Annotated in this window: 10 protein-coding genes; all 10 read right to left on the bottom strand. The window is 51.7% G+C overall.

All coding sequences use genetic code 11. The annotated features are described in order from the left end of the window. Positions 1 to 41 precede the first annotated feature (41 nt). Positions 42 to 944: a hypothetical protein gene (locus tag KJW29_RS10030; RefSeq protein ID WP_214629687.1), complete on the bottom strand. Its 903-nt coding sequence runs from the start codon at positions 942 to 944 to the stop codon at positions 42 to 44. Further along, on the bottom strand, positions 941 to 1,897 hold the full coding sequence (locus KJW29_RS10035; RefSeq protein ID WP_214629688.1) for a PcfB family protein: 957 nt from the start codon (positions 1,895 to 1,897) through the stop codon (positions 941 to 943). Before KJW29_RS10035 ends, KJW29_RS10030 begins: the two co-directional genes overlap by 4 nt. Then, positions 1,839 to 3,233, bottom strand: a complete 1,395-nt coding sequence (locus KJW29_RS10040) for a relaxase/mobilization nuclease domain-containing protein (RefSeq protein ID WP_246608676.1) — start codon at positions 3,231 to 3,233, stop codon at positions 1,839 to 1,841. The genes KJW29_RS10035 and KJW29_RS10040 overlap by 59 nt, the downstream gene beginning before the upstream one ends. Positions 3,234 to 3,245: 12 nt before the next feature. Further along, on the bottom strand, positions 3,246 to 3,611 hold the full coding sequence (locus tag KJW29_RS10045) for a plasmid mobilization protein (protein ID WP_246608677.1): 366 nt from the start codon (positions 3,609 to 3,611) through the stop codon (positions 3,246 to 3,248). A gap of 255 nt (positions 3,612 to 3,866) precedes the next feature. After that, positions 3,867 to 4,013: a hypothetical protein gene (locus KJW29_RS10050; protein WP_214629689.1), complete on the bottom strand. Its 147-nt coding sequence runs from the start codon at positions 4,011 to 4,013 to the stop codon at positions 3,867 to 3,869. 83 nt (positions 4,014 to 4,096) lie between these two features. Further along, on the bottom strand, positions 4,097 to 5,044 hold the full coding sequence (locus KJW29_RS10055; RefSeq protein WP_214629690.1) for a DUF3991 and TOPRIM domain-containing protein: 948 nt from the start codon (positions 5,042 to 5,044) through the stop codon (positions 4,097 to 4,099). 371 nt (positions 5,045 to 5,415) lie between these two features. Continuing rightward, the gene (locus tag KJW29_RS10060) at positions 5,416 to 5,736 is read right to left on the bottom strand and encodes a DUF6664 family protein (protein ID WP_214629691.1); all 321 of its coding nucleotides are present in this window, start codon (positions 5,734 to 5,736) and stop codon (positions 5,416 to 5,418) included. 61 nt (positions 5,737 to 5,797) lie between these two features. Beyond that, positions 5,798 to 13,009: an N-6 DNA methylase gene (locus tag KJW29_RS36645; RefSeq protein ID WP_425517516.1), complete on the bottom strand. Its 7,212-nt coding sequence runs from the start codon at positions 13,007 to 13,009 to the stop codon at positions 5,798 to 5,800. Between the two features lie 13 nt (positions 13,010 to 13,022). Further along, on the bottom strand, positions 13,023 to 13,289 hold the full coding sequence (locus KJW29_RS10070) for a helix-turn-helix domain-containing protein (RefSeq protein WP_214629692.1): 267 nt from the start codon (positions 13,287 to 13,289) through the stop codon (positions 13,023 to 13,025). A 14-nt stretch (positions 13,290 to 13,303) separates the two neighbouring features. After that, positions 13,304 to 13,786: a hypothetical protein gene (locus KJW29_RS10075; protein WP_214629693.1), complete on the bottom strand. Its 483-nt coding sequence runs from the start codon at positions 13,784 to 13,786 to the stop codon at positions 13,304 to 13,306. Positions 13,787 to 13,799: the final 13 nt, after the last annotated feature.

The raw sequence follows: 13,799 nt of genomic DNA on the forward strand, positions 1-13,799 counted from the left end.
CTCCTCCCAACAGAATAATGAAAAGTAGATTCATGCCACATCTAGCGGGTAGAATCGCTACGATTCGGTTGCTGCTGTCGCTGTTGGGCCAGCATGCGGTGCATACGGCGGGAAATGTCGTGTGCCGCATCCTTCATTACCGTTAGCTCGGCTCGAATTTGCTGTGGCTCCATATCCTTGAGCCGTTCATGAACCCGACCGAAGCGAAAAGAAGCCGTCTCGACGCCGAACTTTTTGCAAAGCATATACGCAGCACAGTAAGCCTGGAAATTGAAAGCTGAACGGCTGTAGTCGTTACGGCCGCTATCGATCTCCGCATGCGCCAACTCCTGCGCGAGCGCCCGAAAAATATCACCCGCCCCAAGTCCACGACGTATCACGATGTTTCGGGTATCCGGCTGATAGAGCGCATGAACTTCCGCAGGCAAGGCATCTCCATTTGTAATCGGAATTGGTGAACGATCCATCAACGCCTTGATGCGTGTCCGGTCATCCGGGTAGATCGGCGGCTCTTTTTTCGGTGCGGTTGTTTGCGCAACATCGAACATCTTCTTTGGGTTGTAGCTTATCGCGGTACTCCCATCTTCCCGCTTGTATTCCTCGCCTGGCTCCAGAATGTAAAAACCGGTCTCCTTGCGACGAATATAGGCGCCTTGTTCTTTCCAGCTTTCAAAATCAGCAATACGTGTGGCATCCGGGCGCTGAGTGTGAATAAGCAGCGCATTAGCGACACTATAGAGATCAAAACGGCTTTGTACGTCCAGATAGTGCTGGAATTGTTCACCGTTTTTAGCAATGACGGCTGTGGCAGCATCAATCGTCTCATACGTCCACTGCCGCAGTTCTTGCTTTTTTTGCGCCCATGCATCTTTATCGAATGTCTGCTCACGCTGACTGGATGTTGCAGAGGCTTGGGGCTGGAATAACTCGTCCAGTTCGCTCATTTGGATTTCCCTCGCTTTCGACTCCCGGTTGTTGGGACGGATACTTTACTGCCGGACGCCGCTCTACTGCGATTTTTGCGCTTAGGCAACGATGGTTCCTGCTCCGGTTGCCGCCGCCTTGCCTCTGCTGCCCGGTTTTCCTCCCGGATTTCACGCAGTAATTGACGAATGGATACTTTTTCATTTGGCTTTTCAGGGTCAATCGTAACCTTTTCGTATGCCGCGTTGCGCTCGGAGGTAGGCGCGGACGGAGAGGATGGTTCCGTTGTCCTCTCCTCTTGTGTCTGTGGGAGGGGGCGCGGACGATCTGGTTCCGTTCCGACCTCCCACTCCTCGGCCGCCGGATGATCGGTTCCCTGTTGCTCGTTTACCGGCTGAGCCTCCGCTGCCGGCTCGGGCTTTCCCAACAGATTGTCCAAAAAATCTTCGCTCACTGCCCCCTCGTTTGTTGCCCGAGGTTCGCTGGTCCCGTCTTCGGGCGCTGGCAATACTTGCTCCATTTCTTGCGCCGCCCCTCTACTCTCGTCCGAATGCCTCTCGCTGCGAGACTTCACAATTTCCTGCTTGATGCTGGCTGTATCTACGGTCGCCAGTTTGAAACGCTCAACGATCCGGTTGATCTTGGACGCATCCTCGGCCCGTGCCATCACATCGCAAAGCCCGTCCACGTTTTTCTTGTCACGCAGCGCGCAATAGAGGACTCCATAGCGCTTCGCTTCTTTGCAAAAAGTCGGCAAGTCTTCATTTCGCACTGCAAACACCTTCAGTTCCTTGCCACTGCGCAGCATGCTTTCCAAACGAACACGGCCCCTTGTTCGCTTTTGCCCTTGCAGGGCGGCGAACAAATAAACGGCCAGATGCTTTGCGCCTTCGCCGGAAATTTTCGCCATGACTTCAATGCCACGCAGACTCATGCTGACGACCTGATCGGCCGCCTCGGTTCCGCTGCTCATGGACATTTGCCTCCCTTCGTGCCAATTGGTCTTCCTCGTTACGTTGCAGCTTGTTTGCCAGTTCGTCGGATCGGGCAAGGATGCCCGTACAGAGCCTCACCTCCTTTCGTAGCTTCGCGAGCTGACGGGAAAGTTCGGCAATCTGCGATTTATACCATTCGATTTGCTCGGGATCCTGGCAGCGGCGAATGCGATTGTACAGCATTTTGCGAGAGCCGTATCCTTGTTTCAACTCCGTTTGCAGTCCATCGTGATAATCTGTCAATTGCGCCTTGCTGGAGATCCGTTGACGACATAGCAGCTTGGTCTGCTCCGTGATGGCCGCTAGATGTCGTAAGTCTTCACGCAATAAAAAAGACGTCCGTTTAGGGGACGCACGGGTACGGGGCAGAATCCCCATTTTGAATAAGTAACGCAAATACAAGGCTTGCAAACCGCTAAATTTACGCCTGATGTGTAGTGTGCTGCGAACAATAACGGCTCGTCTGCGCCGCGGCAACGGTACGGGTGGCTGACGCTGCGGAAGCTGGTTTTGTAGAATACGCTCTTTTATCGCATGCTCCGTGTATTCGTCGCCAAGACTGCGCAATCGGACAAATCGCTCTTTGCCTGGCGGGCGTACCGCCAAATACTTGACGTTTGACTTCACCTCATACCCCTGCTTTTGGAGGATCGCGAAAAATTGCCTTATCGTCATGGCTGCACTAATAGCAGCGTCGATGTCCTCGCGAATCAAGCCGCGCCAAGTCGGCTTGCTTTCCTGTTCCGCTCTCCACTCTCCGTAATGTTTGGCCTTACCCGGTTCCGGCTGCTCGATGACCGATAAGGCATGCTCCCGGCACAGTCGATCGGATGTTTGCCGCATAAGCGCGTATGAGGCTTTGTTATCGTAGTAGCGTTTACCGTCCAAAAACGACACAGCATTTAATACGAAATGATTGTGCAAATGCTCCTTGTCCAAATGGGTCGATACAACAACTTCAAAGCGTTCTCCCCATAGCTCCTGCGCCAATTTAACACCAATGGCATGTGCCACCTTCGGTGTCGGTTCGCCCGGTGCAAATGCCTGATACCCGTGAAAAGCCAGGATGCCATCGGTCTTTTGATACTGTCGTTTGGTTCGCTGCATTTGTTCGTAGGCGGTAAGCGGATCGCAATTGATCCCGCTCACGTAAAGCTGTTTTTCCGTTTTGGCGTCCGCACTGGTATAAGCGAGCACCTGCTGCAAATCGTCATGCGCTACACGCGCTTGATCGGTTTTGTCGGGATTGGTGGCGTAATCCAGCACACGCTTTAGGCGGTCGGTAACGTCCCATATTGCGGTTGTCGCCATCATACGCCGTCCCCTTTAAGGTGGATGTACGCTAGGATTTCCTTGCGGCTCGATTCTTGGTTCCGGTGCTGTCACAGCCTGTTGAATCTGCTGGACGGCGCGGCGCAAGTGGTCAGCCTCCTCTTGAAAAGACGTCCGATCCAGATGTCCCGTCGCATGAGCCTTCGCTGCGAGTTGGTTAAGGTTATTACCTATAGCGTGCAGCTCTCGCATCATCGCGAAATAGTCCGTTGGCGGCATCGCCTTCGGGACATAGCCATTAATTAAAGATCGAATGTAACCCTCCTGCGAAAGCCCGGATTTTTTGGCACTCGCTTGGAGTCTTGCGTTTTCATCATTATTCACCCATACCTGAATACGAATCGCTCGTCTTCTCATCATGTTCACTCCTTTTTCAAGAGAACAAATAAAACCTCCATTCTTGATAAAACAGCATGCTGCTGAGACAGGGGTATTAGGGGCTTGCCCCTAACAAGCGAATTTGGGAGACCAAATTCAGTGCTTGCTGCAACACGAGACATTCGTCTCGCGTTGCCCTGAAAGCCACCTGCCGGGAAAAAGAGGAGGGCATCGAAACGACAAAAGACGCTGATTTCTCAGCGTCTTTTGTCGAAACGTTATAGTGGTTGGCTTCCATCAACGTTCCTTGCCTATCTCCCTGCGTACACTCTCCATCACTGTGTGATGGTCTAAACGTGTCGGATTGTTTCGCGCTTGTTCCTCTGCCTCCAACAGTACTTTTTCAATCTCCTCAGCCTGTACAATTTTGTCCTGTTCGCTCATGTCCCGCCTCCTCGGAATCAAAATATTGATGCCACTTCTACTTTCGCACGACGCCGATCTGAATACCAATGTGCCGAACTGCGCTATCGGGTCGCATCCTCGCGCTGTTTAAGATAGACCTTCAGGTCGTCGTTTACGTCTTTCCCGATAGGTGGATCGTCGGAAATCAAGTAAGTATCACCGAGTAATTGCTGAATCATCATTGTCGCTGAACGACCTGGTGCATCGTTATCCAAATGCAGAACTAGGTGCTTCACTTGCGGATAGTTTTGCAAATAATTGGTGAGCGCAGCTGGTTCAACGCCTTCATCCTTTTTTTCTTTTGGACTGTATATCCCAGCCAATGAAAGTTGATGCAATTGTCGCCAGCCTCTCCCCGAATGTTCCGAAAGTGTGCAGTACGATAATAGGTCAATCGCGCTTTCAAACAGATGCAACTTGTTGCCGTTGTCATCAGCCGGTATAGCGAACGAATACCGTTTATCGCTGCCTGGCGCTTCACCCATATAGCCCGTCTGGGTCGTCCCTCGAATCGCAGCATAACGTGGAGTGCCTTCCAAGTCAAAACCTACAAAAACCGCATTGTGGTACATTCGGCTTTCATATAAGCGGCCTGAATGGAGACAAAAATTGATTACATCGCGAGAAATGCCACGTCTTCGGAGATAAGCGATGACGCGTTTTGAATTCTCATTCGCTTCGGGAAGCTCCAACTGCGCAAGTGAAGAATCCTGCTGAACAACTGGCGCTGCCGAAGATATATGGACGGGCGGATTATCGTCAATTTGCAATACCGCTTCGGGGAACGATAGGCCTCGTACTTTAATGAGATAATCCAATGCCGAGCGCCCGCCGATCCCTCGCGACCACCAGAACCATTTTCCATTGGAAATTTTAAGGCTGTCGTGGGTTCGGGTTGAATAAGCGTTGCGTGAGCAACGAACCAGTTCGTATGGCTCGAACCATTGCAAATAGGTGAGCAGATCCAATTGCTTTGCACGTTCGATCTGTTCCTTGCTTACATAGCTCATTACTGTAGTTCCTTTCAGAGAAATTATCGTTCCATGCTCCGCTTTTTGGGATATCGATAAGCCCTGCCTCTTCTCAATTCCGTTACACCATTCTTTTTCAAAAATGCGGCCAAATCATTTTCATAGACTCGAGTGGTCACTCCATTCGAATCACGAATGTAATAATACATGTCGCCAAATATGTTCTTCTCTTTGGATATCAACTCCAATGTTGACACGGTTTCTCCCTCCTCGGTCGAGTCGGTTCCGTAACAAAAAAGCGGCAGAATCGGACAAAAGCATCCGCTGCCACTTGGGATGGGATACATCATGCACATTCCTCCAGAAATGCGAAAAAGGACTCCAAGCAGGAGTCCTTTTCGTCATACGATTCATAACTTTAGCACGCCAATTTTGCGCAAATATGCGAAACAATCGGTATGTCCTTGAACATAAAGCGCTAAACGTTCCATTTGTTCCGTTTCATCAAGCGTCCGCTTAACCTCAAGCCATGCGCGATGCTCCTCGACACTTGAAAATATGGTTTCCCAGCCTTCATAAACATGCATGACAAAGGGATATTGTAACTGAATTTCTATACGTCTCCCTAACAACGCCGCATACGTTTCATCACTACGCAAACGCTTGATAACTTGATTAGCTATTTCATCGATCAAGCTCTCCAGCTCTAGTATAAACGGCGACTCCATCATTGCCCCTCCCTTCTTAAACAACATACAAGAGGGAGTGGGAAAACGCGAACGTACCAGACAGTCAACGTTCACGATTGACAGCCTTCCGCTCAGGCTCTTCATCCGACATGCTATCCACGCCCTCGTTTTCCCGTTTGTCCATGTTCAACAAGGCGTTCAATTCTGCAAGCCGCGCAGACTTGGTTTGGAGTTCCTGTTCTTGCTTGAACGGTGCCTCAATCTGCTCCTTCGCTGTTACCATCTGCTGCTTGAGGGTGGATAACTGCTCACGGTAATATACCTGTTTTCCAGGCAAGTCCGACAACACATTGTTGATCCGCGTAATGTTGCCTCCTGCATCCGTACCTAACGTAACCGTATGGCCCAATGCGCCGCGCAGCGTCACCTTATACTCCTTCATGAAGCTGTCAAAAGATAACCACAAGGAAAAACCCATGTAACTGCCTGCTTTCTGCGGATCGGGAGAGGTCATGCCCTTGCAGGCTTCCAACAGGGCTGCGCCCGCCGAAGCACGTTCCGAGAACATATAGTCTTTGATGGTCATGCCGGGGAAACGGGAAACGTCGTTGCTATCCTTTTCCGACGCCTCGGCGCGCATGAACAAGGCCACGTCCTGCTCATACCCAGCAATACGTTCCTCCGTAGACTTGATTTGCTGCGGCAACATTTTGAGCAGCCGATCCTCCAGTGCATATCGCTGGCTCAAGTGGTTCGCTTTAAGCAGCTTGAGCTTGGATACCTGAATGTCGAGATCCATCTTTTCCTTGATGTACGGATTTCCAGTCGCAAGCGCTTTAACTTCGGCATAGGACAAAGCCGTTTCGTCAATGTCTTCGGCAGACCGCACCGGCGATTTGCTGGTCATAATCTGCGAGATAAACCGCTGCTTGTTTTCGAGCGTTTGATAAAGGTAAGCGTCAAACGTGTTCTCTGTGACATAGCGGAAGATGTGAACCTCGCTGTTCTGGTTGCCTTGCCGAACAATCCGCCCGCTGCGCTGCTCCAGGTCGCGCGGACGCCACGGACAGTCTAGGTCATGAAGTGCGATTAGCTTGGTCTGAACGTTCGTCCCCGCGCCCATCTTGAACGTCGATCCTAGCAATATGCGGATCTGTCCCGTTCGCACCTTGGCAAACAGTTCTTTCTTCTTCACTTCTGTGTTGGCGTCATGAATGAAGGCTATCTCCTCAGCCGGAACGCCTTTCTCCGTCAGTTTGCGTCTTAACTCATCATACACATTAAAGGTGCCATCCTGCTTGGGAATAGAAAGGTCACAAAAAACCAGTTGCGCGAGTCGCTGCTCTTGACTGTCTGCCCACTGCCGATAAACATTTTCCGCACAGACGCTTACTTTGCTGCCTTCGTCATCGGGTAACATTGCGCTTGCAAGACGTTGATCGAGGGCCAGCTTGCGTCCATCGTTGGTGATCTTGAGCATGTTGTCTTCATGCGGCTCTACTTGCTTCGCCCGCACCAGTTCGGCCCGGCTAGCGAGATTAGCAACCATTTCACGCTGAAAATCGCTCGGAGGCACAGCAACATTGTGGAAGTGAGCTTTTGGAACCGGAAGCTGGAGCATATCGGCCGTCTGAATATCCGCCACTTCCTTAAAAACATTCATCAACTCCGGTAAATTATAAAAACGGGCAAACCGCGTTTTAGCGCGATAACCCGTTCCCTCTGGTGCCAGCTCAATCGCCGTGACCGTCTCTCCAAATGTGGACGCCCATGAATCAAAGTGCTGCAAGCCTTGCCCGCGTAGCCGTTCGTATTGCAGGTAGCGCTGCATCGTGTACATCTCCGTGATGGAATTGGAGATCGGCGTACCTGTAGCAAAAATGATGCCCCGTCCCTCGGTCAATTCATCCAAATAGCGGCACTTGGCAAACATGTCCGAGGATTTTTGCGCTTCGGTTTGCGACAACCCGGCGACGTTGCGCATTTTCGTATAAAGGAACAGATTTTTATACGAGTCTGCTTCGTCGACGAACAATCGATCGATGCCGAGTTCCTCAAAGGTCACTACATCATCCTTACGGCTTGTGTCGTTCAACTTCTCCAACTTGACCTGCAGCGTCTTCTTGGTCTTTTCGAGTTGCTTGATGGCATACCGCTCGCTCTTGGCTTCCTTCAGTTCGCGGATGCCGTTTGTAATCTCGGCAATTTGCTCGAACAATTGCTGCCGCTGGCGCTCCATCGAGATCGGAATTTTTTCAAACTGCGAGTGTCCGATAATAATGGCGTCGTAATCGCCAGTGGCAATCCGTGCGCAAAACGTCTTCCGGTTCTTCGTTTCAAAATCCTTCTTGGTGGCAACCAGTACGTTTGCGGACGGATAGAGCTGCAAAAATTCCGCAGCCCATTGCTCGGTCAAATGATTAGGAACGACCAACATGCTCTTGTTGCAAAGGCCCAAATGCTTGCTTTCTATCGCCGCGGCGGTCATCGCAAAAGTTTTGCCCGCGCCGACGCAATGGGCGAACAGGGAATTGCCGCCGTAAAGCGTTCGGGCAACCGCATTGACCTGATGTTGCCGCAACTGGATTTCCGGGTTCATCCCGGTGAAGCGGATATGACTCCCATCATATTCGCGTGGACGGATGGAATTGAACCGATCATTGTACAGTCGCGTAAGACGTTCCCTGCGCTGCGGATCTCGCCAGATCCAATCCCGGAACGCCTCCTTCATCATTTCCTGCTTTTGCTGTGCGATAGCCGTTTCCTGCTTGTTCAGCACACGTTTTTCCACGCCGTTTTCAACGACCGTATCGAAAATCCGTACATCCCGCAGATTCAGCGTATCTTCGAGAATTTTATACGCATTGATGCGATTCGTACCGTAAGTGACATTGGCCTTAATATTGTTACTTCGATCATCGCTTTTGCCTTTGACGTTCCAAGCTGCGGTGTAGCCGGAATACAGTACGTCGATATAGGACTGATACATGTACGGTGTATCCACCAACTCAAAAATGAATGCTCGAATGACTTCCGGCGGCAACCAGGTTGCTCCCAGCCGCACATCAATTTCCGAGGCATCCAAATCCTTTGGTTGCACACTTACCAGCGCATTGACGTTTTCGCTATAGCGTTCCGCTTCAAAAGCGGAGAACTGTTTGGCGACGCGCAGCTTTTCACGGACATTGCCCGATAGATACGCATCCGCTGTTTCGTATATCGCTTGCCCTTCTTCGTCCAGGTTTTCAGGATTCGGGAAGATCACGCCGCAAAGCTCCTGCACAACTCGTTCCTGCGTGAGCCCGGTCAACTCTGCCATATACGACAGATCGACGCGGGCTTTCGTACCGATGGAAACCGCCAGCGCCTCCGAAGCTGTATCCACCTGTTTGATGTTGGTGCGTTGCCGAATGGTACGCTTCGTGAACATATCCGCCTTGCGCAGCAACCGTCCTTCCTCATTTACGATTTCAAGAGAACAAAGAAGGAAGTATGAACTGTCGTCGGAGAAAGCAAGGCTGTTGGCCCGACTGTTAATCAGCCCATATTGCGCAGTGAACCGATCATAGCGCGTGTTCAGTTTGCGCTGCTGTTCCTGGATCATCTCGTCACTGTAATCCTCGGTCTGATATTCGATAAGTTCGCGAACCGTGTCTCGAAGCTGTATCATGCCCTTGATTCGGCCCGCCGCCGTGGTCGAAGTTTCAACCGGCCGCATTCGGCTATTTTCACGAAAATAGATGCGCCCCTCAACCAGCGCGAAGCTGAAATTACGAACGGACGGATCGGCAGGCAAGGAGGCTTCCTCCTCCTCCGGCTGTTCGTCCCGTTCCAACTCGACCCACTCCGCATGGATGTTCGCCAGCGCCTCGCGTAACAACTCGTCCAAAGGAGCGTCCGGGTAGGGCCGGCAGGTCGTTTCCTGCTGATTGCCGTACATCCGATCGTCAAAGGCCATCGTGCCAAGCATCATATCGGGACGGGCTGCAAAATAGGCATTAACCGGAACTCCTTCTGCTGTCTCACCAAGCGCAAGCCACTCCTCATTTTGCTCGCTTACCGCTACCATGCGGTCCCGTTTTTGTAAAAACAAAATGTCGGCGGTCACTTCGGTTCCGGCATTAGCCAGGAACGCATTATTCGGCAGACGCACCGCTCCGAGCAGTGCAGCACGCTCTGCCATATATTTTCGAATCGCAGGATTTTGCTTGTCCATCGTTCCTTTGGACGTGATGAAAGCAATGATACCGCCCGGACGAACCATATCCAGCGTCTTTGCAAAGAAATAATCGTGGATGAGGAACTTGTGCTTGTCATATCGCTTATCTGCCACGCCATATCCGCCAAACGGTACGTTCCCAATGGCTAAATCAAAGAAACTATCCGGCAAATGCGTCTGTTCAAAGCCGCTGACCGCCACGGAAGCCTGCGGATAAAGCTGCTTGGCAATACGGCCGGTAATGCTGTCCAGTTCTACGCCGAAAAGCTGTGAATCTTTGAACGAGTCCGGCACTAATCCGAAAAAATGACCGATCCCGCAAGAGGGTTCCAAAATATTACCGCTACGAAAGCCCATCCTCTCCAGGCATTCATACATTGCCTTAATAACTGTCGGAGAGGTGTAATGCGCATTCAACGTGGAAGCGCGGGCGGATGCATACTCCTCCGGGTCCAACAAATCTCGAAGCTCGGCATATTCCTTTTCCCATTGCGGATTCCCATCATCAAATGCTTGCGGAATGCCGCCCCAGCCAACATAACGAGCAAGTATGGATTGTTCGTCCGCTGTCGCTTGCCGCTGTTCCTGCTCCAACTCGTTTAACAGCCGAATCGCTTCCACGTTCCATTTGTACTTGGTTTTTGCGCCGCCATGCCCCAATTCATTATCCATGATCCGGTAGTTGTTGGCTGAAACCGATTCACGCTGGAGCTCGGGGACAGCGGGAAGAGAAACCGGAGCCAAATTCTCGCCCTCATCATGTGCCGCTTGCTCCGTTTCGTCCACCGTTTCCGCATCCCATTCCGCTTGTTCCGAATCCCAATCCTGCTGATCAGAAATGAGATGATCGTTTAGTGGATTCTCGCGCAGCATGCGCTCTAAATCCCGGCGGTTTATTTCCTGTATGAATAAAGGAAATTGAACGTTCTGCAGCACAACTTTTCGCCGTTCCAGTTGCGTAATTTCGTATTCGTCTGCACCGATAAAGACGTTACTGCCCTCGACATACGCAGAATGACCATGAACCCGATCGGGTGTTTGCCGTGATTCATCCGGTTGGTCTTCTGAACGCAGCATGAGGCGTTCCGTCGTTTCCGCTATTCGTTGCCTACGCTGCTCCTCCTGCTGCTCGGCATAAGCAGGCAATCGTTCTTCTTCCTGACGATTCAGGTATCGTCCCGCTGTCAGCAATTCGCCGATACGCTTCTGCACCTTGATCCACGACAACAAAACCTGAGCATCCGGGTTCATGATGGAACCGCGTGTTATCGTAATCCCCTTGCTATTGTGATCTTCATGAATATCGGTGCCGGTCAGAGCAGGGAGGCGTCCACCTGTGCCATATTCCCGTTTCAGAAAATCCGCGTTTTCTTGCGCAGATAACGACTGCCCAAAAAAGAGCGCAATGCGAAGCTTTCCGTTCTCAAAGCCGCTGCCGTTTTGCAGAACGGCGTCAATAGCCGCTTGTGGAAGTGAAAAAGCGGAGGCGCGTTCGCTCTCCGTTTGCTCCATCCACAATGTCTGCTGCTGCATAGAAGGCATTGACTTTCGAGCAGGATCAAATTCGTTAAGAATGATCATATTCGCGATATGCCCGGCAATTACCGACCAATCGTAAAAACTCTGCGCCGTCCGCTGTTCCGCCGTACCCGTCCAAAGATGCAGAACGTTGCGGTACGGCTCAAAACCGGTTTGCATACCATCGGCTAGTGTCAATTCAGTGATTCCTTCTGGAAACAGGCTGCGTATATACAACGTTCGCTCGCGACTTTCCTCATGTACATCGAAAAAGGCTTCGATAGCTGCCTTGCTCTCCATAAGCGGCGCAACGCGAAGCATATCATTAATAATCGCTTGGTCATGAAAAAACGGAAGACTCCTGTCTTCCGTTGATCGGTCGTACCATTCTAATGATAGATCAGTTCCGTGAGAATCAGTTCCTCGGCTTGTTGTTTCAGACTGTTCATGTGACCCGTCCAGCCCATTGGGTCGGTCGCCTTGTCCGGGGCCGGATGCTGTCGAATCAGTTGCTGCATCGTCAGGTCGATCTGCTCTCGCGCTGTCCGATCGATGTTCGTCAGGTGCTGGTTCAATGTCTCCGACAGCATCAGGTGCGCGTAAGTGCCTCTCCGCTGCTCCTTCAGAAATGTCTTGCGCAACATTCCATATTTCCCGATGTTGATCGGTTCGGGCATCGTCAGGTCGGGCAGCAGGTAATCCCCTCTCGGCGTGTAGGTCAATTCCATGCTCCATCATCCCTTCGTGTATTTTAGCTTCATTGTGTGGCAAGGATTCCAACCTTGCAACGGTGTGGCTCGCCTGACGCTCTTTTTTTCGCTGGTCATCTCGGCGCATCGACCGAACGGTGGATTCGATCTCGCGCAACATCATTTCGGCTACGTCACTGATAGTCGCGCCCAACTGTGACAGTGTAGGCAGTGTATTAAAATAACCGACGCCAGCTAGATCGTCAACGCTGATGTAATGGGACGGTTCCAGACCGCAGCGTGTCAGCGTCATAAAGGCGACCGCGTGCCCAGCGGCTTCCTTGAACAGCAGTTCCACATGCGGCTCATCCAGTTCTTCCAGTAGGCTGTGGTCACGTTCAGCCAGCAGCATCTGCACGTAATCTGCACTATGGTCTTCCACCGCGTTTCGGACCGCGGACAACAGCGTGTCAACCAACTCCATGCCCGGTCCTCGCTCACTGCCAAACGCATTTTCCAGCGTTTCGATGACGGCCTCCGTATCCTGCTCCTCCATACGCCATAAGGAAACGGGCTGTTGGCTTCGACTCTGAGTGTCCGACACATCGAAGACATGACGCACTCCCAAATGACTGCCTCGATCCTCGATCAGCGCGATGCCTTTTGCGCCGCGCTTTACCCAACGATTCAACCGCTTGTTCCAGATTTCAATCGCCGCACAGGCCGTAGCATCCGGACGCTGCGCGTAGATCAAAAGTTGATCCTGGAACGGATATTTGTAGTTCCAGGCTGCCGTTCGCAGAAAATCGGCCAAACGCTCGGGGGAATTCGAAACCGCATGGGCCGTGTTCGCGGCAAGCGTAGCTATTCGCTGTAACTTGGCTGTCAAAGGTCGCACCTCCTCATACGAAGGTAATTTGGTTCGTCAAACGAATGCCTTCCTCGGAATATCGGGGCGTAAGCCGGATAAGTCCGTTTTGCTGAAGCCGATGCAGGTTGCGACGTACAGCAGAAGTGGAGAGACCCACCTCTGCCGCAAGCCGTCTGGACGAAAGTAATACCATGCCATTTCGTCCGCCTGCACAATCCAACAAATAGCTGTACAACAGCTTCGCCGCAGGCGTTACCGATACTCCGGCCAGCAGCCGGTAACGGGCAAGATCATTCATATAAATTCGTCCTCCTATCGTTCCGGCTCCGGCTTTTTCTTGAGTGCAGCGGGAATTGAAGGCTGCTGCCGATTCTGCTCGGTCAGGCGTTCGGGACGAGCATAGCAATACAAGTAAAAGTTATAATCTCCGACAAAGGGAAAGCAGCGCAAATAGTAACGATGTTCCTGTGTTTGCATGCGGAAACCATACACATCCGTACTCCATCCGCCCTGAATGCGCGCCTCCGGGTGCTGACTGCAAAATCTGAGCATCTCTCTGCGGCTCTTGAGTACACCCAGATCCCCAATGGCTTGCATCACTTTTCCCAGTTCCGCTTCAAAATCTGGCGTCTGTAATGAAGAGTTCCTGCCGAACCAGCTCATCCAAAATTCCTCGCCCGAACGTCCAAAATCGCTGCGAAGATGGCCAATGCAGCCACGTTGAACATTCTCCTCTGCAGAACCGGAATAAAATAGCGCCGCATCCTCGGGTGCGGCGCTTTGCAGCTTTTCCATCTCTATTCCTCCT

The sequence above is a fragment of the Paenibacillus agaridevorans genome (assembly GCF_018604145.1).
Classification (GTDB): domain Bacteria; phylum Bacillota; class Bacilli; order Paenibacillales; family Paenibacillaceae; genus Pristimantibacillus; species Pristimantibacillus agaridevorans.